Source organism: Parapusillimonas sp. JC17 (assembly GCF_052180245.1).
Lineage (GTDB): Bacteria > Pseudomonadota > Gammaproteobacteria > Burkholderiales > Burkholderiaceae_B > Parapusillimonas.
Genome location: NZ_CP197474.1, coordinates 3264467 through 3287510 on the forward strand (window position 1 = coordinate 3264467; position 23044 = coordinate 3287510).

Below are 23044 nucleotides of genomic sequence, written 5' to 3' on the forward strand. Positions count from 1 at the left end.
GAAATTTCCGGTCTTCGTTCACTGCCGGACTGTATCGGGCAGGTGCCGGACAAGATGGTTCGCGGCCCGCTCGATGTGTGAGCGCATCAGAGACTCGGCAAGGCCGCCGTCCCGGCTTTTTATGGCGCGCACGATCTGCCAGTGCTCGGAGTAAGCGTCGTCCTTGCGCTCAAGTACCGTGCCGGAATGCCGACGATAAATCCGAAGCAGGTGGTACAGATCGCCGCACAACGCGGCGATGATGCGCTGATTTCCAGAGGCCCGGACGATGCGCTCGTGGAAGTCGAAGACCCGCGGCTGCTCGGCTCCACTGACGCGCTGCTGCCGGTCCTGCTCCATTTCGCTCAGAAGCGCGTCGATTTCATCGTCGGGCATGCGTTGCGTCGCAAGGTTACAGGCCATGCCTTCCAAGGCCATGCGCATCTGGAACAGTTCCAGTGCGGACTCCGCCGACAGGGACATGACCCGCGCCTTGATGTATGGCTCGCGGGTGACGAGCTGGATGCCCTGCAACCGCCGTATGGCTTCGCGGACCGGCCCCCGGCTCACGCCGAATTCTTGCGCCATCGACACTTCGTTGATGATGCTGCCCGGCGCCAGGCGGCCGTCGTAGATGGCGTCGAGAATTTTTTGAAAGACGGCGTCCGCCAGGGGAATCTGAGTCTCTTGTTTGTTGATTACCGTTACGGTCGCGCTCATGTTCATAGTGTTCCTAGGCTATCAAACACTTTGTAAAAGTGTCAACTCTTTTTCCTTAACAAAACAAATCCTTGGGGTCAGACCCCATACGGGGTCCGGCCCCGAAAAACAGGCACAGGGTCAGACCCCCGAGAAATAGACGTGGGGTCAGACCCCGTAGGGGGTCTGACCCCTCAGAGTTGTCTATACTCCCTACTTCCATCTCCGTTCCGGACATGTATGGTATCTCGCATTCCGCAGCTCCAGCGCTTCGTGTACAGCCATTATTTTTATGGCGGACTGCGGCAGGCCGTAGGCGTGCTGCTACCGGCACTGGTTCTTGTCGGCGCCATGCAAATGTACAGCGTCGGGATGATTGCGGCCGTAGGCGCGGGCTGCGTGGCCATTCTGGACCAGCCCGGCGGCCCTCGGCGCTACGGAACCAACGGCATGCTGGCCGCAATGGTGCTGGGCTCCGCAACCGTCCTGCTGACCGGCCTCGCTTCCTCGCATAGCCTGTTCATCTGGCTGCTCGTCCCGACGCTGTGCTTCGCGTTCTCCATGCTCACAGTGTTCGGCAAGCAAGGCGGCCTGCTCGGATTCGCATGCCTGCTGATCATGACGTTGACGATGCGCATCCCACTGAGTCCGCATGAAGTGCTGCAGCACACGCTTTATTCTTTCGGAGGCGGCGCCTTTTATTTTCTCTTCAGCTTTGCCACCCATCGAATCTTCTGGCATCGCGAAGAACAGCATGCGCTGTCGGCGGCGCTGTTTGCAACCGCCGACTACATGGCTGCGCGTTCCGCATTCTACGATGTAAACACTGAACTGGAAGCCAACTATAGGCGACTGATCCATGCGCAATCGGCCATGACGGAAAAACACCAGGCGGCTCGCGACACCGTACTGCGCGAACTGCCGCGCGGCCAGGGAAGAAACGACAAGCTGCGGATCGCGTCGCTGAACGTCTTCATCGACATGGTGGCCCTGCTGGACACACTGGTAGCCACTCATACCGACTATGCCACCCTGCGCCGCCGCGTGCCGGACAGCGACGTGCTGATTTTCGCCCGCGACGCCTTGCGCAAGCTTTCCGGCAACGTCGAACATATCGCGCTGTGCGTGGCGCGGGACAAGGCCGCCAGCGAGCGCAACAGCGTCAAGGCCGAATTGCGCGCCATCGAATTTGAATTGGTAAGCTACCGTACCGACGGCATGGCCGAGCGCGAGCCGGAAATCTACGCACTGCTGGTGCAGATCCTGCGCCGCCTGCGCAACGCGACGCGCCTCGTGGAGCGCATGGCCCATCACACCGGCAAGCAGGCCAGCATCGAGCTGGTGGACATGCGGCTGGACAAATCCCTGGATCGTTTCCTGTCGAGGCAAACCTGGCGGCTCGGTATGTTCACCAGCAATCTGCGGCTGGACTCCTCGCACTGCCGGTACGCGCTCAGGGTGGCCATGGCCGCCGTGCTGGCGCTGACCGTCTCAGCCGCGCTGGCCCGGACCGGCTTGCTGAATCGCGTGGTTCCGGGACTCAGCGCCCACAGCTATTGGATCGTCCTGACCATCCTGGTGGTCATGAAGCCCGGTTTCGCGCTCACGCGGCAACGCAATGGCTGGCGCCTTGTCGGCACGCTGATCGGATGCGGCCTGGCCCTGGCACTATTCAAGTCGACCGAGAACACCGACGTCTACCTTGCCGTTCTGGTCGTCGCCTGCGTGCTGGGCTACAGCCTGATACTCGTCAACTTCATGCTCGCCGCCCTCTTCAACACGGTTTTCGTGTTGCTGGCATTCCACTTCCTGACCCCTGACGGCAGTTCCGTCATTGGAGAGCGCCTTGTCGATACTCTCCTGGGCTGCGGCATCGCGCTGCTGTGCAGCTATGTCCTGCCTTGGTGGGAGCACAGCTATATGGGGTCGTTGGCGAGGGCTCTGAAGAACGCCAATCAGGAGTTCCTGCGCACCGGCCTGGTTTTCGCGGATCTGGCCAGGGCCAGATTGCGGTCGTCGGCGATGGCGGCGGACCGAGCGGCCTTGACGGAACCGCCCGGTGGCGAGGAAGTGCTTCCCGGCGAGGGCATTGTCGAAGAGGCGGAAGTGCGCTGGCGGCTTGCGCGCAAAAACATGCACATCGCTTTCAGCAATTTCGCGGCCGCTTTCTACCGCATGATGGACGAACCCATCAAGCGCCAGAAAAATGTGCCCGAGCTGAACAACCTCCTGATCCAGAACCACGTCCTGGCGCTGCAAATCACGTCGGCCATACCCATATTGTGCAATCTGGAACAGGTGCCGCCCGGCATCCAGTCATCTCTGGACGCCATCCAGGCCTATCTGGACGACAAAGACGCCGAACCGCCTGCTTCCATAGAAACCGAGGGCGAGCTGGCGACGCTCGCCTACCCGCTGAGACAAATGGTGAAAGCTTCGCAACTGGTCCGCCAGGAAATGCGCAGCATTCAATAGCTTGCGAGCGGCACCCTGGGGTCAGACCCCGTTCGGGGCCTGACCCCTTCGGCGGAACACAAGCCGGTCGGCCGAGGACTCGGCTGCCGCGAACGCATAGCCTTCGCTGTCAAAGCCGGACAGGCCCTCGGGCTTGGCGACCCTGTTTTCGATCACGTAGCGCGCCATCAAGCCCCGTGCGCGCTTCGCATGGAAACTGATGACTTTCCAAACACCGTTCTTGTAGTCCTGGAACACACATTGCACGACCCGCGCACGCAGCGTCTTTTTATCCACGGACTTGAAATACTCTTCGGACGCAAGATTGAGCACGATGGGGTCTCGCTTGCCGGGCAGCGTCGCCAATTGCTCGTTCAAGCAGGCTGATATCTTTTCGCCCCAGAACTCATACAGATTCTTGCCCCGCTTCGTGGCGAGCCCGGTGCCCATTTCAAGGCGATAAGGCCGCATGAGATCGAGCGGACGGAGCACGCCATATAACCCGCTCAATAAGGCGATATGCTGCTGAGCCCATTTCAGCTGAGCATCGGAAAGCGTGGGCGCATCCAGCCCTTCGTAGACGTCTCCGTTGAACGCAAGCACCGCCTGCCTGGAGTTGGACAGATCGAATGCCGGCTGCCACTCGGCATAGCGCTGAACATTCAGTTCGGCCAGGGCATCGCTGAGCTTCATCAGGGAGGCGATATCGGCGGCGGATTTTTTTTTCAGGACGGCAATCAGTTCGGCCGCATCGTCAATGAACAAGGGCTGCGTATGCAGCGCCGTGCGTACGGGCGAGTCATAATCCAGCTTCTTGGCCGGCGAAAGTAGCAACAGCATTTCTATCCTTCTTTGAATGGTGCGCGGACAAGCGCGAACCGGCGGCCCGAACCGCCGGAATCCCGGTCAACGTCGGACCGCAATGATTCAGCGGGCGGTCCAGCCGCCATCGAGCGACAATGTCGTGCCGGTCATTTGGTCCGCACCCTCGGACGCCAGGAACACCGCTGCTGCGCCGAGCTGCTTGGGCGTGACGAACTGCAGCGAAGGCTGCTTTTCAGCAAGCAGCTCTTTGGCGGCGTCTTCTATCGAGACATCGAGCTTCTGTGCGAGCGCTTCGATTTGTTTTTCGACCAGCGGAGTGCGCACCCAGCCAGGACATATGGCGTTGCAGGTAATGCCCGAGCCCGCGCTCTCCAGCGCAGTGACTTTGGTCAGCCCGACCACGCCGTGCTTCGCGGCAACATACGCGGACTTGTATGCTGAGGCCACCAGCCCATGAGCCGATGCGATGTTGATGATGCGGCCCCAGCCTTTTTTCTTCATATACGGCAGCACGGCGGCGGTACCATGAAAAACGGCCGAAAGATTCAGCGCGATGATCGCATCCCAGCGCTCGGCGGGAAAGCTCTCGATAGGGTCGGTGTGCTGTATGCCCGCGTTGTTGACCAGGATATCTATGCCACCCAGCGCGCTGGCCGCCTGGTCGATGAAAGCCCGGGTGGCATCGCCGCGCATCAGGTCGGCATTGATATAGCAGACTTTCACGTCGTACTCGAGCTCCAGATTGATGCGCTGCTTTTCTATTTCGTCCGCATCGCCAAATCCGTTGATGACGAGATTGGTGCCATTGGCGGCCAATTCGCGTGCGATGGCCAACCCTATCCCGCTCGTCGAACCCGTGACAACCGCATTTTTTCCTATAAGCATAGCGCCCCTTTCTTTGATCAAGCTGGTCAATGCTCATAGTTTACCGCCCTGAACCCCGACATTTGGCCAATATAGGCAGGAAGAAAAACGCGATTATGATTTTTCTCGGATTCTTGCTAGAATATCGCTCTTTGCCGATCCAGCAAGGGCGCTTTCGACTACGCGAGCCTTGCTTGCCAACACTTTTACAGTGTACGTGGCTAGGCAATCTTGCAGCCAGGCAGGAACCAGGACAGGTGGCAGAGTGGTCGAATGCGCCGGACTCGAAATCCGGTATACGTTTAGGCGTATCGTGAGTTCGAATCTCACCCTGTCCGCCAAGAATTCAAAAGGGGTCAGACCCCATATGGGGTCTGACCCCGGCTCTTCCCCATTTTCGAGGATCAGCGGCTCTACCCCATTTTCGGGGGATGCGCATTCACTAGACACGGTTGATGACACCGTTCCAACCGCACTGGGCCAAGACCCGCATGCGGTAATTCTCAAAATTCCTGAAGCCATACGCTCTGCGTGAGAGCATCTCCATCTTCGTATGGAACCCTTCGGTGATGCCATTAGATTTGGTGAACCGCCACATGCGTACGCTGGGCTCCAGCCAAGATCGTAACGTAGCGGCCAGTGCCTTGGCCGGGCTTTGCTCAAACTGACGGATCAGGGCCAGGAATTGGGGCAGCATCTGCTTGGCCCGCTTGGCCTTCAGACTCTCCATGACCAGAAAGCCATTCAGTTGCGGCTTGGCAAAGTACAGCGCCTGCAGCACCGGCGACTGGGCCAAGTATTGGCGCAGTCGCTCCTTTTGCATGGATGACTGATTCCAGTGATGGCGGCGCCTCGAAGGAGTTGCGAACTGACTCACCAATCTTACATAGCCGTGAACTCACACGATAGACCTCCTTCGAAACAGTCCAGTCGGTTAGCAGCTGCTGTTCACGCTGCTCTCGCCTGCGGTCATCGTTTTGGTAAAGAGGGACCAGCACCGCTGCTAGCGATGCGCCCATGAGGCGCCCCGGCCTAAGAAGCCGGGGCGGTGAATCCTACTTTTCCGATTTAGTCACCTGCTCTACTGGGAAGTCGAGAGTCCGCGCATAGTCCAGCAGTTCATTGACCACAGAATCGTCAGCGTTTTGATCTCGGGAAAGCACCCAGAGATACTTTCGGTCTGGCGTCCCTACGAGCGAGTATTGGTAATCGCCCTCAAGCCTAAGTATCCAGTAATCGCCCCAAACCATAGGCAGCCAGGAGGTCCACTTTGGTGCAAATCTGACCTCAAGCTTTGATGGATCCCGCGGTGTGGATGCGTTGGATAATCTGCCTTCGCCCTGCGCGACTTTGGTGGCCCCATCCTTCGTTCGGCACTGGTTTGTAACGGTGATGGTCTTATCGGCTTGCAATACGTAGTCGGCCTTCACGTTGCCGACGCAATCGTCCTGAAAGCGATTGGGCAAACGGGCCTGTTCATACCATGTGCCTGCGTATCTCTGCAGATCAACGCCTTGCTGCGTGGGCATATCTGATGGGGTGGTGGCGCACCCCGAAAGCAGCACGAAAAGAGACGTGGCGAGAGTTCGTTTCACATTCTTCTCCTGCATTTTTGAATTGCGGTCGACAGATAAGCAAAATTCGGGCCCTGCAGCGGCTTGATCGGCGCATACACGGCCAAACCAGCCCCCTTGCCGTTCGCCTGCTGCGGATCTGCCAAGCTAGAGGCCTGGATCCCTGGGCCGCTCTGTCAGTGATTCCTTGTAGTCACCTGTATACCCAAAATGCGGGGCTTCGATCTGTTGGGCCATCCAGAAATCGGTAAATGGCGCTACGTCTGGCTGGCAATGCCAATAGGCTTTCCCATTGGCATCTATTGCCCACCCGCCAGCTTGACGGCCATCGCCTCGAAATTTTTCATATCGGCCATCGGCCTCTCTCGGTGGATAGAAATAAAAAAACCCCACCAAATGGCAGGTCTGAAATGAAAAATCCGCCTATAGGCGGATATGAAGACCTGTAAGGCACTGCTATCGTCGTGAAAAAAGGAGACGACCATGGCCTACTTCAGCTTGGATTACCTAGAGGGACAAGAACTCAATGGGGGGCCAGACCCCATATGGGGTCTGGCCCCTGGCATGGCCCTAGCACAAGAGGCTGCGAAAGGCGGAGGCAGCAAAGCATGACCGCTCACTTGCAAACCACTGTGGCATGGTATGCGGCTTATACCAAGCCCCGACAGGAAGGCGTCGCAGTCGCCAATTTGCAGCGGCAAGGTTTTCATACCTATTCCCCATTGTTCAAGACCCTCAGAAAGCCCGCAGGCAAAAGCGAAGCGAACCTTGTTTCAGCCGGCGACCCAAACTCGATGCTTGTCGCTTACGAGCCGATGTTCCCGCGCTACGTTTTCTTCCAACCCTCAAGTCCCAGGCACTCCGTTGCCACAGTGCGCTCGACACGCGGAATCAGCTCGATCGTCACATTCGGCGCCGAGTTCGCGGTTGTTCAGCCGGAAATCTTGCAAACCATTCAGTCGCTCGAGGAACAGCGAAACCAGGCGCCGCTTCAAACCATCAGCCCCTATCAGCCAGGCCGTCGCGTGCGCTTGCGCGCCGCAGCGCTAAATGGTCTGGAAGGGCTCGTTCAAACAGTATCGTCCAAGCGAGTGACCATATTGCTGGAGCTCCTCGGCCGGCAAAAAACGCTCAAAGTGGAGCACGATCAAATCGAACTGATCTAGGACCTGTTAACGCTGAAAGACAGCCTGAGTGTAGGTTTTTCGGCTTCAGCCTAAGACATCTATCCTAGAGAAAAGCAAATGCCGGCGAGCTATAACTACACGCAAGGTGTCCGCTGGTGTTTTTGCCGAAGAATGGCGAAAAACACTGCGGTAGCCTGCACGCTGACTGGGTTTGAGGGGCATTGGGAATAACCGGCAGGCGCGTCGTCTCAAAGTGTTTTGATATACGGCGTCATCCCTGGAAACACGGCGGTTAACTTCTGGCCACCCAATAAACACGCTGCGGAATCGTCCCCTTTCTACATAGACAAGTCTTCGATGTCCAATTTTGTTGTTGACCGGATTCGTATCGCATGCTTACGCTACGCCGCCGCTTGCCTGGTAATTTGCCTGGCCGGGCTGCTATCGGCCTGCAGCCTTTCTCCGGGCATGTACATGGGTCCTCCTCAGGCAGTCGCCAAGTCCCTGGAAGACGCTGGCGCCCCGCCGGGGGCCCTGATGACGATCACGCCAGAGCTGATCAGCCAACAAAAGGCAGCACTGGCCACCGCTACACAGCAGGACGTCGAAGGGCTGTTCGGTATCGGGAAGGCATACAAGATCGGCTCCGGCGATATTCTCAATATAACGGTGTGGGGACACCCAGAGCTGACCACGGTATCCGCCAACCTCGAAGCGGCGGCGGATCCATCCACCCGTCCACCCACCATCGGCGATGGTTATAACGTCTGCCATGACGGCTTGATCCAGTTTCCTTTCATAGGCGCCATAAAGGTCGCCGGCCTCACGGAATACGAAGCAAGGTCACTGCTCACCCGGCGTCTGGCGCCGTATATTACCGACCCGCAACTGACGGTGCGCATCAAAGCCTATCGCAACGGCCGCGTGTATATCGATGGGGAAGTACGGACGCCCGGTCTGCAAACCATGGACGACATCCCCCTGACCCTGCCCGAAGCCATCAACCGCGCGGGCGGATTCACTCCCGCCGCGGATCGCTCCTCGATCATCCTGACACGCCATGGCGCCACGACGCGCATCAACCTTCCGCAATTGATCAGCACCGGAATCAATCCCACCAGAATATTGCTGGAAAGCGGTGATCTCCTGCGGGTCGTCAGCCGTGAAGAATCAAAAGTCTTTGTACTGGGGGACGTCGTGGAGCCCCGCTCCCAGCCCTTGCATGACGGCCGCCTGACTTTGAGCGACGCGTTGGGCGAAGCCAAGGGCGTGAATCCCGCAGCCGCCGACCCGCGCCAGATTTACGTCATACGCGGAGGCGCCGGAAGCCGGCCCGAAATCTATCATCTCGATGCCAGCTCACCGACGGCCTTTGTGCTTGCCAATGGATTTTTCCTGCAGGCACGCGACATCGTGTTTGTGGACCCGGCCCCCGTCGTCCGCTGGAATCGCGTGATCAGCATGCTGCTTCCCAGCTACGGCGTCGTCTACAGCACCCGGGAAATAACCCGATGAGCGGGTCGCCATCGCACGCCGGCTCGCACGTGCTGGCCACTTCCGCATCAGTCGAAGGTTCAAACCGCATGAGCACTTTCCATCGCAACGCAAACGTCTCTTCGCCGGAACCTTACGACGACATCAATTTTCGCGGCCTTCTCGATGTGGTGCTGGAGGCTCGATGGCTGATTCTGGCCATCACATCACTTGTTCTTCTCGCAGGAGCAGCTTACGCGTACTTGAGTCCGCCCATCTACCGTGCCGACACATTGATACAAGTCGAACAAACTCAGGGCACCGCCAATAACATGCTTGACCAGTTGGCCAATGTATTCAATGTGCAGACTCCCGCCTCGGCAGAGATGGAAATCCTCCGGTCGCGCTTGGTCGTGGGACAAGCGGCGGACGCCTTGCAGCTGTATGTCACGGCACACCCGAAATACCTGCCTGTCGTCGGTTCATGGCTGGCGAGCCGCGCAACGCAGTTGACGGAGCCCGGACTCCTGGGTTTCGGAGGATACGTATGGGGTACTGAATCCATACAAGTGGAGCAACTGACGGTGCCTCCGGGTCTGGAGGGTCAGCACTTTATGCTGCGCACCACAGAGACCGGGTACGAACTGCTCGTTCCTGGTCACGGCAAGGTGGTTGAAGGCAAGACAGGCACCTTGAGCAAGTTCCATATAGACGGACAGCCGGCCGCCATTCTGGTCAACAGCCTGCATGCCGAACCCGGGGCCGAATTCGCCATCGTGCGCCGCTCTCGCCTGAACGTGATCCAGGACCTGCAGGACAGCCTGGCGATCGCCGAAAAAGGGAAGCCGTCGGGAGTGCTGTCCATCAGTCTCGAGGGGACAAACCCCACTCATATCACTCAGATCCTGAACGCGGTCGGCGCAGCTTACGTACGACAAAATATAGAGCGCAGGTCGGCGGAAGCGGAAAAGTCGCTCGCATTCCTGAACGACTTCTTACCGCAGCTTAAACAACAAATGGAAGAGTCCGAACGGAAATACACCCAGTTTCGTGATCGCCACGGCACCTTCGATTTGACCACTCAAGGCACACTGACGCTCAATACGTCGGCGAGCCTTCAAACGCAGCTGCTCGAGCTGGAACAAAAATACCGTGATCTTTCATCCAGATTTGCGCCGGCCCATCCAAGCGTTCGCGTCATCGAGGAACAGATCAGCGCAGTCAAGGACGAAATCGCCAAGCTGGCCGGCCGTATCAAGACTTTGCCCGATCTGGAACAACAGCTGCTCACATTGGTTCGCGACGTCAAGGTCAATGGCGAACTGTACGCAAGCCTGCTCAATAGCGCCCAGCAGCTGCGCCTGATCAAGGAAGGCAAGGTGGGAAATGTTCGCGTTGTCGACACGGCCGCCCTGCCCCAGCAAGCTATCAAGCCAAATCGTCCATTAGCCATGACGATCGCGTCGATCCTCGGCCTGGCGCTGGGCATCGGCGTGGCTTTGCTGCGCAACATGCTGCGCACAGGAATCAGGCATCCCAGCGAAATAGAGTCACACCTTGGCTTGCCCGTGTTTGCGGCCATTCCGCACTCCGCTCCCCAAGTCAAATTGCAGTCATTGATACAGGAGCACGTTTCGGGCAAGCATTTGCTGGTGAATACCGCTAGCCAAGACCCTGCCATTGAGAGCTTGCGCAGTCTACGTACAGCGCTGCAATTCGCCATGCAGGAGGCGCCCAACAACATCGTGCTCTTGACCAGCCCCACACCCAACACCGGAAAATCGTTTGTCAGCGTGAACTTTGCCGCCGTACTGGGTGCAGCCGGAAAGAGAGTGCTGCTTATCGATGCCGACCTGCGTCGAGGCCATATCAATCAGTACTTCGGGCTGGAGCGTCGAGGCGGCTTGAGCGAGCTGGCCAGCGGACGCCTATCGCTGGAACAAGCATTGCGTGAAAGCGTGATGCCAAATCTGGACCTCATCACTTCGGGGACTCTGCCTCCCAATCCGGCGGAACTGCTGCAGTCGGAACCTGTCGCGCAGATTCTTGAGAAGGCATCCGCACAATACGATGTGGTGCTACTGGATTGCGCTCCTATCTTGGCGGTGTCCGACGCCATGGCGTTGGCGCCGCAGGCGGGAACCGTCTTCTTGCTGGCGCGTACCCGCATTTCGACCATCGCGGAGCTGGAAGAGTCCGCCAAGCGTCTGCGCCAGGTCGGCGCAGACGCCAGAGGCGTACTTCTGAATGACCTGTCACTGAACAGCCGAGGCTACGGCACCCCACTCTATCCATACTCGAACTATGGAGCTTAGCGAGCCAATATGAAGAACTTCGCCCTGATCGGAGCGGCCGGCTATATCGCTCCGCGCCATATGCAAGCCATTAAGGCGACCGGCAACAACTTGGTTGCCGCCCTGGATTTGAATGACTCAGTGGGCATCATCGACAGTCACTTCCCAAGCGCCGACTTCTTCACCGAGTTCGAGCGCTTTGATCGGCATATAGACAAGATGCGCCGCGCCAATCACACCAAACGCATCGACTACGTATCGATTTGTTCTCCCAACTATCTGCACGATTCGCATATGCGCTTCGCGCTGCGATCGGACGCCGACGCAATCTGCGAGAAGCCGCTGGTGCTCAATCCATGGAATATCGACGGGCTGCTCGAACTCGAGCGCGATACCGGCCACAAGGTCAATACCATCTTGCAGCTGCGCGTCCATCCGTCCATTGTGGCCCTACGCGAGAAAGTACAGACAGACCCACGCGACACCAAGCACGAGGTCGACCTCACCTACATCACTTCGCGCGGCCATTGGTATTTGCGATCCTGGAAGGGCGACCTGAAGAAGTCAGGGGGGATTGCAACCAATATCGGCGTGCATTTCTTCGATATGTTGCACTTCATTTTCGGTGATCTGCAGCACAACGTCGTACATCACTCATCCGACACGAAAGCCGCCGGCTATCTCGAGTACAAGCACGCCAGGGCCCGCTGGTTCCTGTCGGTCGACGTGGACGACGTACCGCAGGCGCAGCAGGCCGCCGGGCAGCGCACGTATCGTTCCATCACTGTCGACGGTGAGGAGATCGAGTTCTCCGGAGGCTTCAATGACCTGCATATCCGCAGTTACGAAGAGATCCTGCAAGGACGCGGCTACGGTCTGGAAGACAACCGCTGCGCCATCACCACGGTCGCCACGATTCGAAACGCCGCGCAGGCGCCTTTGCTGGGCGACTACCATCCGTTCCTGAAAAAATGAACTACTACCAGCATCCGAGCGCCATCGTCGATGAGGGCGCGCAAATTGGAGAGGGCTCCCGCATATGGCACTTCACGCATGTCTGTGGCGGCGCACGCGTGGGCGCGCGGGTATCCATGGGGCAAAACGTCTATGTCGGCAATCAGGTCATCATCGGAAACGACTGCAAGATCCAGAACAACGTATCGGTGTTCGATGGCGTTACTTTGGAAGACGGCGTTTTTTGCGGCCCCAGCGTGGTCTTTACCAACGTCTATAACCCACGCTCGTTGATAGAGCGGAAGAATGAGTATCGCGACACTCTTGTCAAAAAGGGTGCGACGCTCGGTGCGAACAGCACGATCATCTGCGGCGTGACCATAGGCCGGTTTGCTTTTATCGGTGCCGGCGCGGTCGTCAACCAGGATGTCCCCGAGTACGGCTTGATGGCAGGCGTGCCGGCGCGGCAGATCGGCTGGATGAGCGAATTCGGCGAACAGCTGGCTCTGCCGCTCAATGGCGGCGGCGTGGCGATTTGCCCGCATACCAACGCACGCTATGTCCTCAATGGCAATCAAATAAGCAAACAGGATCCGCAGCCATGATCGACTTCATAGACCTGAAATCCCAGCAAGCCCGCATCAAAGAAAAAATAGATGCCGGCATTCAACGCGTATTGACCCATGGCCAGTACATCCTGGGACCGGAGGTCGCCGAACTGGAAGAAAAGCTCGCCGCTTTCGTCGGTGCCCGGTACTGCATCACCTGCGCCAACGGCACCGATGCGCTTCAAATTGCGCAGATGGCACTGGGCATTGGCCCCCAAGATGAAGTCATCACGCCTGGCTTCACTTATATCGCGACTACCGAAACCGTTGCGCTGCTGGGAGCCAAGCCCGTATATGTGGATATAGACCCTCGCACCTACAACCTGGACCCGTCGCTTCTGGAGGCCGCCATCAGCCCGCGTACCAAAGCCATCATTCCGGTGTCGCTATATGGGCAGTGCGCCGACATGGACGCCATCAACGCCGTGGCCGGCAAGCACGGCATACCAGTCATCGAGGACGCCGCGCAAAGTTTCGGCGCCCGCTACAAAGACCGGCGCTCATGCAACCTAAGCACCATTGCATGCACCAGCTTCTTTCCCAGCAAGCCATTGGGCTGCTACGGCGATGGAGGCGCCCTCTTCACCAACGACGCGGCACTTGCCAAGGTACTGAGGCAAATCGCCCGCCATGGCCAGGAACGCCGCTATCACCATATTCGCTTAGGCGTAAACAGCCGGCTGGACACCCTTCAAGCCGCCATCCTGCTGCCCAAGCTGGAAATCCTGAACGAAGAGATCGCGCTGCGCGGCCAGGTGGCGCTGTCCTACAACGACCTGCTTCAGGATGCGGGTGTCGACTCCACGCCTTATACGGAATCCCACAATGTCAGCGTATTCGCCCAGTACACCATACGCGTGCCGGATCGCGAGCGGATACAGGCGCATCTGCAGCGAGCCGGCGTTCCCACAGCGGTTCATTACCCGATTCCCCTGAACATGCAGCCCGCCGTCGCCGACAGCGCGGCACGGCTGCCTGTGGGCGACAAGGCGGCGGAGCAGGTGCTCAGCCTGCCGATGCATCCATATTTGAGCGTGCAGCAACAGCGGTTGATTTCAAGCGCCTTGGAAGCTGCATTATCCAGTTTGGATCACGACCTTTCCATAGCAAGCAATATTGAATGAAAGACGCAAAAGCAATCTATCGTGCGCTTTGCGACACCGAGGCCTCGATTCCACTCTTTAGCAGCGCATGGTGGCTGGACGCGGTGGCCGGGAACAGCAACTGGGACGTGGCATTGGTGGAGAAGAATGGGGCCGTCATCGCTGCCATGCCATATGTCATGAGAAAAAGACTTGGATTCAAATTGTTGACACAACCGCCTCTGACTCAAACGCTGGGGCCTTGGCTGAGAATCGACACCACAAAAAGCGCCACACGGCTTAGCCGGCAGAAAGAAATGATGGACGCGTTGATCGCCCGCTTGCCGCCTTTTGACCATTATATTCAGCGGTGGCATTACTCGAATACGAACTGGCTACCCTTTTATTGGTCGGGTTTTGAACAAACGACCCGCTATACATATGTCATTGAAGATCTTTCAGACCTGGACGTAGTGCTTTCAGGCTTTTCGCCAAGCAAGCGACGAAACATCAGAAAAGCCGAAAAAATCGTTGACGTTGCATTCGATATACCGGCAGAGCTGTTCTACAACAACCACAAAATGATCCTGAGCCAACAGAATGCAAAGATTTCCTATGCTTTCGACGTATTCAAGCGTATGTACGACCGTGGGTACGAGCGCAAACAGGCATGCACGATTGCAGCATATGGTAAAGACAGAATCTTGCATGCGGCGCTTTTTCTAGTGTGGGACCAAAATAGTGCCTACAACTTGATCAGCACCATAGACCATCGTTACAGGAACAGTGGCGCGGCTTCTTTGCTGTTTCGTGAGGCACTGAAGCACGTCTCGACCAAAGCCAAGAGGTTTGACTTCGAAGGCAGCATGATACAGCCCGTTGAGCGCTCGTACCGGCAATTCAATACCGTGCAGGTACCCTATTTTTCCGTTTCAAAGACCCCGTCAAAGCTATATGCGCTGGGAAAGTTCGTGAAGTCCCTGCGACCCGCTCGCTGACTGGGCAAGCATGTGTCAAGCAGAATAAGAAAATGACAGACATCCAAATGAACAAAATACACACGCATCACACCCGCACGGCCCTTGATTGGTTGCAGTCAATTTTGTTCGAACGTTTTGGCCACGTATTCACGATGTCGCAATCAATGGGTTATACCAACCTATCGATACCTTTTAGTCGTTCAGCCATCCGCATAGCATCCAATTTACGCACATTCATCCGTACTGACTCCGATCTACCATTTACACAATGGGATGGCGCCAATGAGGGTTGGGACACTCCTTTGGACCGGCCGCTGCCGGCACCAGGGTCGGCCAGCTTACGGTCTCCATTAATAGAAAAAGACAAGCAGGGAGTCACTATCCATTACGACATACTTGGCCTCGCCTACTGGATGCTGTCTCGCCAGGAAGAGGTCGGGCGCAGCGATCTGGATCTTCACGGGCGCTTCCCCGCCACTGCATCCCATGCATACAAGCATGGCTATCTGGAGCGTCCAGTCGTTGATGAATGGCTGGACATACTTGGCCAAGTCATCAAACGACTTTGGCCCTCATTGAAACAACTCGAGCATCGGTTCTCGATCCAGGTGTCGCACGACGTCGATGGGGTCGGAGTGTATAGCTTTTCCAGCGGCATGCAACTCGTTCGCAAGATGGCAGGCGACGTACTGAAGCGACATGACATCATTCAGGCACTGAAAACGCCTAGGCTCTGGTGGGAATCACGAGAACGACTGCACCCGGACGATCCCTACAATACCTTTGACTGGATTATGGATGCCTCGGAGAGTCATGGCCTGGTCAGCGCGTTCTACTTCATGTGCGGTCGAACAGATTTGACGAAGGATGCACGGTACGAAGTCGAGCATCCTTCTATCCGGGACTTAATGCGCCGGATTCACGCTCGCGGCCATAACATCGGTCTGCATCCCAGCTATAACGCCTATCGGTATCCCCATGTGATCGCTGCCGAAGCAGCGCGGCTAAAACGTTTGTGCCAGGAAGAAAAAATCGAGCAATATGCATGGGGCGGTCGGATGCATTATCTCCGTTGGGAAACGCCGACGACCTTGCATGGCTGGGAACAAGCAGGCATGAACTACGACAGCTCCCTTAGCTATGCAGATCATCCGGGCTTCCGTTGCGGTACATGTTTCGAGTACCCGGCTTTCGATCCCGTAATCGGCCAAGCACTTAATTTGCGTATTCGACCATTGATCGCCATGGAATGCACAGTGATCGCCTCGCGCTATCTGAATTTGGGGACAAGCGCCGCCGCGCGGGCAAAGTTCGTCCAATTAAAAGATGCCTGCCATGCCGTCAAAGGGTGCTTCACCTTGCTATGGCATAACTCGCATCTCAATAGTCAGCAGGAACGGGATCTTTATATAGACCTGCTTTCGTAGCTCGACCGACAACAGCACTTGACTGTCATTTTCTACGTGAATTCCTATGAAAGTTCTGCATGCCGCATTCATGCCGACTCCGATTCATGGCATTGTGAACCAGATGCACTGGGAACAAATAGCGGCCCGCAAGAACAATATGAACTGGGCCACAAGGCTTTTTTGCCCCGACACAACTCACCCATCCAGCGATGTCTTCGTTGCAGCAAAAGCGGTAAGTTCCAATCCCGCCCCGCAGATGCGCCACCGGGCAGCGAACTGGATAAAGCTACGCCATGAATACTACCAGTGGATCAAAAAACAAGCCGCGCACTATGATGTAGTGCTTCTGCGTTATAGCTCATACGACGCGTTTCAGACCGCATGTATTAGCGGCCTCGGCAGACCGACCTACTCGATCCATCATACCCTTGAGATACCGGAGATCAGACACTCCAATCGAGTATTGATACGTTCGGCACAAATCGGCATTGAAAATTTCTTCGGGAAAAAAACCTTGAAGGAAGCCGCAGGGCTTATCGGCGTTACTGATGAAATAGTCCGCTACGAAAAAAATCGTATAAACGACCAGAATAAAGCTGCTTATGTTTATCCTAACGGCGTCTACTACCCGGATGAAAAGCATAAGGAAATTATCGATAGCAGGCGCTCGGTTCCAGAGCTACTGTTCGTTGCCAGCCATTTCGCCGATTGGCATGGGCTCGATCTTCTATTAGAAAGCCTGCGAAACTCGAGATCCAACTTCATTTTGCATCTGGTGGGCAGCCTGAATCGCCAAGACCAGGCTGAAGCAGCCGGCGATTCCAGAATAAAAACGTATGGAATCCTGACCAGCGCCGAGATCGGGCTCTTATCGCAAAAGTGCTGGCTGGGCCTGTCATCGTTCGCGTTGCACCGTAAAGGCATGCTACAGGCCTGCACTCTGAAAGTCAGGGACTATCTGATGAATGGGCTACCTGTCTATGCCAATTATCACGATGTATTTCCCGCTGCTTTTCCGTTTTATAAAGTTGGCCCCCCGGATATTGAAAAGATTCTTGAATATGCCTGGCTAATGAGGACTGCCACGCGTGCCGACGTCTCAGGGCAATCCGAATCATATATTTCAAAGACCTCTCTGGTATCAGCATTGCATGACTGGCTGAAAGCAATGCATTCCTAGCAGTACCTTATCGACGAGATCCAATATGTGCGGCCTGATAGGCTTCTACTCTCCCATCCGTCTCGATGCCGCAGCCGAGATTGGCTGGAACATGGCCAATGCGGTAACGCATCGGGGACCGGATGATCTTGATGTCTGGGTCGATGATGCACTCTGCCTCACGCTCGGCCATCGTCGCTTATCGATCCTCGACCTGTCAGCAGCGGGCCGGCAACCTATGCTCTCGGCGTGCAAGCGCTACGTACTGGCCTTCAACGGAGAGATCTACAACCATCTCGAACTACGAACGCGCCTGACTCGCGACGGCGAGGCGCCTCCTTGGAGAGGCCATTCCGATACGGAAACATTGCTCGCGTGCTTCTCCGCCTGGGGTGTTAAAAAAACCCTACAGGCCGCCGTAGGCATGTTTGCCATAGCGCTGTGGAACCGGCAAACCAGAATGCTTACGCTTGCACGCGACCGCTTAGGCGAGAAGCCCTTGTACTGGGGGTGGCAGGATGGCTCGCTTTTGTTTGCGTCAGAGCTCAAAGCGCTCAAGGCCCATCCGGGCTTCAAGGCTGAAGTCGATCGAAACGCGGTGGTTTTATTGCTTCGCCACGGATACGTGGACGCACCGCACAGTATCTATAAAGATATCCGGAAGCTCCAGCCCGGCCATTTCGTCGATATTTCCTTATCTGATATGGCAGTGGCCCGCGCAGCATGTCCAACAGCATATTGGCGATTGAACGATGTGGCCAGGGCCGGCCTGGACCAGCCTTTCAAGGGCACACCCGCACAGGCCGTCGAAGAACTTGAACGGCAGCTCACAGAAAGCGTTCGTGCCCAGATGCTCGCAGATGTGCCGCTTGGTGCATTTCTTAGCGGTGGCATAGACAGCAGCACAATCGTGGCATTGATGCAAACACAAAGCCCACGGCCTGTCCGGACGTTCACCATTGGGTTCACTGAAGACAAGTATAACGAGGCGCAATACGCCCGCGCCGTTGCCGAGCATATCGGTACGCAGCATACCGACCTTTATGTGCAGGCGGACGATGCCCTGGCCTTGATACCCCGCCTTCCGGAAGTCTACGATGAGCCTTTCGCAGACAGTTCGCAAATACCTACTTATCTGGTCAGCCGGCTGGCACGCCAACATGTCGCCATAGCATTAAGCGGCGACGCCGGTGATGAGTTGTTTGGCGGCTACGACACCTACCGGTTTGTACCTTCGGTTTGGAACAGAATAGGCCGTATCCCGGCACCGTTGCGAAGCAGCGCCGCGTTTGCCTTGAAATCCCTGCCTCCGCCTGCATGGAACATGATGTTCAGTCGAATCCGATCATTAATGCCCAAACTGAACGACGCCATAACGGGCGAAAAGGTGCACAAGCTGGCCGAGCTTCTGGCATGCACGGGTAAAGAAAGCTTCTATCACCAACTCAGCAGCCATTGGAAAGATCCGGAACGTATCGTCATAGCCTCGAAGGAGCCTCGCACCATACACAATACCGTGAATGCCTGGCCAAAGACGGATACTTTCGAACATTGGATGATGGCCGTGGGCGCTCAAACCTACATGACCGACGACATCCTGGTCAAGGTAGACCGCGCCGCCATGAGCAACAGTCTGGAAGTCAGGATACCCATGCTGGACCATCGCGTCGTTGAATTGGCCTGGCGCATGCCGATCGGCCTGAAGATACGCGATGGCACGGGCAAATGGCTATTGCGCGAAGTTCTTTACCGGCACATACCTAAAGAGCTGGTCGACCGGCCAAAGATGGGGTTCACCATTCCGTTGGCCGACTGGCTGCGAGGCCCCTTGCGCACCTGGGCCGAGGCATTACTAGACGAAGCGCGCATTTTGCGCGAAGGGTTCTTCCATCCCGCTCCAATTAGAGCCTCTTGGGCCGACCATATTTGCGGCCGACGCGATCACTCTGCAAAGCTTTGGTGCGTACTGATGTTCCAAGCTTGGCTTGAACGGGAAAGCCAGCCAAGGGCGCAATTCTCCAATGCGAATACTACACATCATCACCGGCCTGAATAATGGCGGCGCAGAAGGCGCACTATATCGGCTGACGACGTCCGACCGGCGTTCGGGCAATCAGCATTTTGTCGTATCGCTAATGGGCCGCGGCGTCTACGCAGACCGCCTGGAGCAAGCGGGACACGGAGTGGAATGCTTGTTCATGCCCCGGGGCCGGATCACGTTTCGTGGCGTGTTCAAACTATATCGTCACATCAAAACACTGCATCCGGACATCATACAGACATGGCTCTATCATGCCGATCTGATCGGAGGGCTAATAGCCCGATTGGCCGGAAATAAAACGGTTGTTTGGGGAATACGGCATTCAAATGTTGACGCCGGCAAGAACAAGAGACTCACCTTTCTGACCATGAAAGTTTGCGCGTTGCTCTCGAGCTTCATCCCCACCAGCATCGCGTGCTGTTCCGAGAGAGCGGTGCCTTTGCATCAGAACATCGGGTACCGGGTCGACAAGTTCACAGTGATACCGAACGGCTATGCCATGGACCGTGTCAAGCCCGATCTCACAGCCAGATCAAGGATTCGTCACGAGCTAGGAATCGACGATCAAACCGTCGTACTGGGCATGGTGGCCCGATACGACCCGGAAAAAGATCATGAGAACCTTCTTCAAGCATTGAGCTTATTAACACAAAGCCTGCCTGCGTTCACTTGCCTTTTGACCGGCAATGGGATGTCGTTCGATAACGCCGAGTTGACCACGCTCATCCACGATGCGGGCGTTCAACGCTCCATACGGCTGCTGGGTCCGCGGGACGACATTCCTTCTATTCTGAATGCGCTGGATATCCATGTGCTTTCCAGCCGCAGCGAGGCCTTTCCCAATGTGGTGGCCGAGGCGATGGCTTGCGGCACGCCATGCGTCAGCACGGACGTTGGCGACGCGCGCTTGATCATAGGATCCACGGGTTGGCTGGTACCCCATGGCGATCCCGCTGCACTGGCCAAGGCGATCATGATTGCGCTCTGCGAGCGCCGCGCGAATCCCCGGCAGTGGATAGCCCGTCAAGAACGTTGTCGAGAGCACATACTTGAAAAATACGACATTGAGAAAATGGTGCTCGCTTACGACAAGCTATGGCAGCATGCTCTGTCCACGACGAAGCCTCGAATCCGGCGTTGCCAATAAAAAACTGAACACGACAATACCAAATGGAACTCGTTTCGTCTCCCTGGCATGTCATCAGTACCTTGCTGGTCTTCCTAGCCGGCGCAGTCGTCGCTGTGACCATCAATAAATCATTCCAAACACGCGCCCGCCGTTCGCTACTACTGTATGGCTGGCATACTGCGTTCTGCGTTAGCTATGCCATCTATACGCTCAGCAACATCGCCGATGCCGAAGGTTATTACCGTGCAGCTTTAGGCGGAGACATCTCGTTCAGCTTTGGCTCCGCAGCCGTCGAACTACTTACTTTCTTCTGCGTTTCCGTACTGGGCCTATCGTATCTAGGCAGCTTCTTCTTCTACAACATCCTGGGATTCGTCGGCCTCATTGCGTTTGACGCCAGTCTTCGCGTCGCCACAGCCAACAAATCGAGAGTACTGCGCCTACTTGCCACGCTGATCGCGTTCTTGCCTTCCGTCAGTTTTTGGTCCTCGGCAATCGGCAAGGACGCAATTTCCTTCATGGGAACGGGTCTGGCACTGTGGGCTGCGCTGCGTCTCAAGCGTAGGGTCTGGCTGATGATGACGGCAGTGATACTCATGCTCATGGTCCGGCCGCATGTGGCCGGCATCATGATCCTCGCTTTGGCGGGATCGCAGATCGTGCAACGCGGCATCACTCTAAGCCAACGATTAATGATGGGTGGAGCAGCCGCGCTGGCCGCCGTCCTGATGGTGCCTCTGGCAATGAACTATTCAGGAGTGGGCAGCGGAGCCAATGCCGAAGAGCTGGTCAGTTACATAGAACAAAGGCAGCAAGAGAATCAGGAGGGCGGCAGTTCTATAGATATCGCGTCGATGAATCCTCCGATGCAACTGTTCACTTATCTTTTCAGGCCTGTGCCTTTGGAGGCGCACAGCCTTTTCTCACTGGCTTCATCAATCGACAACGTAATTTTACTGCTCTTGTTCGTGGCCGCCTTATGCAGAGCTCCAAGATGGCCCAGGCAGCCTTTGGAAGGCAACCGCGCTTTCATGTGGTTCTATTCAATACTGGCATGGGTTCTTCTGGCATCGACGACCTCCAACATGGGTATTGCTGTGCGTCAGAAGTGGATGTTTGTGCCAATGCTGATTTTTCTGCTGCTTTCGTTGATGGGCAGGCGCAAGCCCGGCAAAAGCCGTCACATCGCATATTGAAGGCTGCACGATGCGCATACGGAAATTTTTAATTGTAACCACGGCCCCCGAAACATTGGCGACCATACTCAAGCATCAGCCGGGTTACTTGGCAAGGGCGCTGGCTAAAACAACGGCTGTCGAACTGGTGACCTCTCCAGGTCCAATCTGCCATGACATTGCTCAGACTGAACGCGTGCCGGTACACAATGTTCGCATGGTGCGCGGGATGGCACCGTTAGCCGACTTGATATCGGTGCTGTCGATGATACGGTTACTGATGCAGGTCAGGCCCGCCATTGTCCATTCGTACACGCCCAAGGCGGGACTGGTCACCATGCTCGCCGCTTGGTTGTGCCGCGTACCCGTTCGGATCCATACATTCACTGGCCTTGTGTTTCCTACCCAAACCGGGCTCAAGCAGAAAATTCTGATATGGGTGGATCGTGTAATCTGCGCCTGCGCGAATCAGGTCGTACCAGAAGGAAATGGTGTCAAAAATGACCTGCAACGTTTCGGCATCACGGCAAAACCGTTGGGTCTGATAGGTCATGGAAACATCGCCGGCGTGGACACATGCCACTTCGATCGTCATGCCGACTGTGCCCAAGACGCGAGCCGCGTTCTTGCCGATCAATTGCAAATTTGCACTCGGGAGTTTGTATTCTGCTTCGCGGGCAGGCTGAACCGCGACAAGGGAATCAGCGAGCTATTGGCCGCGTTCACCGCATTGCCGGAGCACGCCCGGCTGATCCTGGTCGGCGGGCTGGATCTCAGCGCTCCCATCAGCAAACGCGACCAGCTCATCATCCAGCAACACAAACGTATCCATTCCCTGGGATTTCTTGCAGATATACGGCCAGCGCTTCACCTGGCCAACGTCCTGGTTCTTCCCAGCTACCGTGAGGGCTTTCCCAATGTGTTGCTGCAAGCGGGCGCCATGGAACTGCCTGTCATCGCCACGGACATAAACGGCTGCAATGAGGCCATCGAGCCTGGTGTAAACGGCTGGCTGGTCCGGCCCCGCTCTTCGAGCGCTCTGCATGAAGCGATGCGCACGGCGCTCAGCACACCACCTGCCGTGCGTCAACAGATGGGTGCACAAGCCCGTCTGCGCGTCATGCAGCGCTTTGAGCAAAAACAGCACTGGGAAAACATGCTGCGCTTCTATACCAGACTGCTCGAACCGAGCAATTGAGGCCTTTCTTCCGTTACGCG

General features: G+C 56.6%; 21 protein-coding genes and 1 tRNA gene. 16 read left to right on the top strand and 6 right to left on the bottom strand.

All coding sequences use genetic code 11. The annotated features are described in order from the left end of the window. Nucleotides 1–18: 18 nt before the first annotated feature. Nucleotides 19–699, bottom strand: coding sequence for a GntR family transcriptional regulator (locus ACSBPU_RS15735; protein WP_442592928.1), 681 nt, complete (start codon nucleotides 697–699; stop codon nucleotides 19–21). A 219-nt stretch (nucleotides 700–918) separates the two neighbouring features. Between ACSBPU_RS15735 and ACSBPU_RS15740 the strand changes: the two genes are divergently transcribed. Continuing rightward, nucleotides 919–3153, top strand: coding sequence for an FUSC family membrane protein (locus ACSBPU_RS15740; protein WP_442592929.1), 2235 nt, complete (start codon nucleotides 919–921; stop codon nucleotides 3151–3153). A gap of 21 nt (nucleotides 3154–3174) precedes the next feature. Here the strand turns inward: ACSBPU_RS15740 and yaaA are convergent, their stop codons facing one another. Continuing rightward, on the bottom strand, nucleotides 3175–3972 hold the full coding sequence (yaaA, locus tag ACSBPU_RS15745; RefSeq protein WP_442592930.1) for a peroxide stress protein YaaA: 798 nt from the start codon (nucleotides 3970–3972) through the stop codon (nucleotides 3175–3177). Nucleotides 3973–4059: 87 nt separating this feature from the next. Beyond that, nucleotides 4060–4842: a 3-hydroxybutyrate dehydrogenase gene (locus ACSBPU_RS15750; RefSeq protein WP_442592931.1), complete on the bottom strand. Its 783-nt coding sequence runs from the start codon at nucleotides 4840–4842 to the stop codon at nucleotides 4060–4062. A gap of 230 nt (nucleotides 4843–5072) precedes the next feature. Here ACSBPU_RS15750 and ACSBPU_RS15755 point away from each other — a divergent pair. Further along, nucleotides 5073–5162, top strand: a tRNA-Ser gene (locus ACSBPU_RS15755). 101 nt (nucleotides 5163–5263) lie between these two features. On the opposite strand, the gene ACSBPU_RS15760 is transcribed toward ACSBPU_RS15755, so the two are convergent. The 3 genes from ACSBPU_RS15760 to ACSBPU_RS15770 all read right to left on the bottom strand — a co-directional run bounded on the left by ACSBPU_RS15760 (nucleotide 5264) and on the right by ACSBPU_RS15770 (nucleotide 6541). Continuing rightward, nucleotides 5264–5644 carry a transposase gene (locus tag ACSBPU_RS15760; RefSeq protein WP_442592932.1) on the bottom strand — a complete coding sequence of 127 codons (381 nt, stop codon included), beginning with the start codon at nucleotides 5642–5644 and terminating at the stop codon, nucleotides 5264–5266. 232 nt (nucleotides 5645–5876) lie between these two features. Then, nucleotides 5877–6416, bottom strand: a complete 540-nt coding sequence (locus tag ACSBPU_RS15765) for a lipocalin family protein (RefSeq protein WP_442592933.1) — start codon at nucleotides 6414–6416, stop codon at nucleotides 5877–5879. After that, nucleotides 6413–6541 carry a hypothetical protein gene (locus tag ACSBPU_RS15770; protein ID WP_442592934.1) on the bottom strand — a complete coding sequence of 43 codons (129 nt, stop codon included), beginning with the start codon at nucleotides 6539–6541 and terminating at the stop codon, nucleotides 6413–6415. The genes ACSBPU_RS15765 and ACSBPU_RS15770 overlap by 4 nt, the downstream gene beginning before the upstream one ends. 105 nt (nucleotides 6542–6646) lie before the next feature. Here ACSBPU_RS15770 and ACSBPU_RS15775 point away from each other — a divergent pair, with 105 nt between their 5' ends. From ACSBPU_RS15775 to ACSBPU_RS15840, 14 genes are all read left to right on the top strand, one after another. After that, a complete protein-coding gene (locus ACSBPU_RS15775; protein WP_442592935.1) occupies nucleotides 6647–6844 on the top strand; it encodes a hypothetical protein in 198 nt (65 codons plus the stop codon). Between the two features lie 159 nt (nucleotides 6845–7003). Continuing rightward, nucleotides 7004–7561, top strand: coding sequence for a transcriptional activator RfaH (locus tag ACSBPU_RS15780; protein WP_442592936.1), 558 nt, complete (start codon nucleotides 7004–7006; stop codon nucleotides 7559–7561). A gap of 318 nt (nucleotides 7562–7879) precedes the next feature. Then, nucleotides 7880–9037 (top strand): polysaccharide biosynthesis/export family protein, encoded by a 1158-nt coding sequence (locus tag ACSBPU_RS15785; protein ID WP_442592937.1) that lies wholly within the window; start codon nucleotides 7880–7882, stop codon nucleotides 9035–9037. Nucleotides 9038–9105: 68 nt separating this feature from the next. Next, nucleotides 9106–11310: a polysaccharide biosynthesis tyrosine autokinase gene (locus ACSBPU_RS15790; RefSeq protein WP_442592938.1), complete on the top strand. Its 2205-nt coding sequence runs from the start codon at nucleotides 9106–9108 to the stop codon at nucleotides 11308–11310. Between the two features lie 9 nt (nucleotides 11311–11319). Further along, the gene (locus tag ACSBPU_RS15795) at nucleotides 11320–12264 is read left to right on the top strand and encodes a Gfo/Idh/MocA family protein (protein ID WP_442592939.1); all 945 of its coding nucleotides are present in this window, start codon (nucleotides 11320–11322) and stop codon (nucleotides 12262–12264) included. Next, a complete protein-coding gene (locus ACSBPU_RS15800) occupies nucleotides 12261–12848 on the top strand; it encodes an acyltransferase (RefSeq protein WP_442592940.1) in 588 nt (195 codons plus the stop codon). Before ACSBPU_RS15795 ends, ACSBPU_RS15800 begins: the two co-directional genes overlap by 4 nt. Further along, nucleotides 12845–13975, top strand: a complete 1131-nt coding sequence (locus ACSBPU_RS15805) for a DegT/DnrJ/EryC1/StrS family aminotransferase (RefSeq protein WP_442592941.1) — start codon at nucleotides 12845–12847, stop codon at nucleotides 13973–13975. Before ACSBPU_RS15800 ends, ACSBPU_RS15805 begins: the two co-directional genes overlap by 4 nt. Next, on the top strand, nucleotides 13972–14931 hold the full coding sequence (locus ACSBPU_RS15810; RefSeq protein WP_442592942.1) for a GNAT family N-acetyltransferase: 960 nt from the start codon (nucleotides 13972–13974) through the stop codon (nucleotides 14929–14931). Before ACSBPU_RS15805 ends, ACSBPU_RS15810 begins: the two co-directional genes overlap by 4 nt. A gap of 32 nt (nucleotides 14932–14963) precedes the next feature. Beyond that, the gene (locus tag ACSBPU_RS15815) at nucleotides 14964–16340 is read left to right on the top strand and encodes a polysaccharide deacetylase family protein (protein WP_442592943.1); all 1377 of its coding nucleotides are present in this window, start codon (nucleotides 14964–14966) and stop codon (nucleotides 16338–16340) included. Nucleotides 16341–16386: 46 nt separating this feature from the next. Continuing rightward, entirely contained in the window at nucleotides 16387–17502 is a 1116-nt protein-coding gene (locus tag ACSBPU_RS15820; RefSeq protein WP_442592944.1) for a hypothetical protein, read from the top strand. A 25-nt stretch (nucleotides 17503–17527) separates the two neighbouring features. Further along, nucleotides 17528–19537 carry an asparagine synthase (glutamine-hydrolyzing) gene (asnB, locus tag ACSBPU_RS15825; RefSeq protein ID WP_442592945.1) on the top strand — a complete coding sequence of 670 codons (2010 nt, stop codon included), beginning with the start codon at nucleotides 17528–17530 and terminating at the stop codon, nucleotides 19535–19537. Then, complete coding sequence (locus ACSBPU_RS15830; protein WP_442592946.1) at nucleotides 19503–20669, top strand: glycosyltransferase family 4 protein; 1167 nt, start codon at nucleotides 19503–19505, stop codon at nucleotides 20667–20669. Before asnB ends, ACSBPU_RS15830 begins: the two co-directional genes overlap by 35 nt. Nucleotides 20670–20692: 23 nt before the next feature. Beyond that, nucleotides 20693–21847 carry a hypothetical protein gene (locus ACSBPU_RS15835; protein ID WP_442592947.1) on the top strand — a complete coding sequence of 385 codons (1155 nt, stop codon included), beginning with the start codon at nucleotides 20693–20695 and terminating at the stop codon, nucleotides 21845–21847. Nucleotides 21848–21857: 10 nt separating this feature from the next. Next, nucleotides 21858–23024 carry a glycosyltransferase family 4 protein gene (locus tag ACSBPU_RS15840; protein ID WP_442592948.1) on the top strand — a complete coding sequence of 389 codons (1167 nt, stop codon included), beginning with the start codon at nucleotides 21858–21860 and terminating at the stop codon, nucleotides 23022–23024. Nucleotides 23025–23044: the final 20 nt, after the last annotated feature.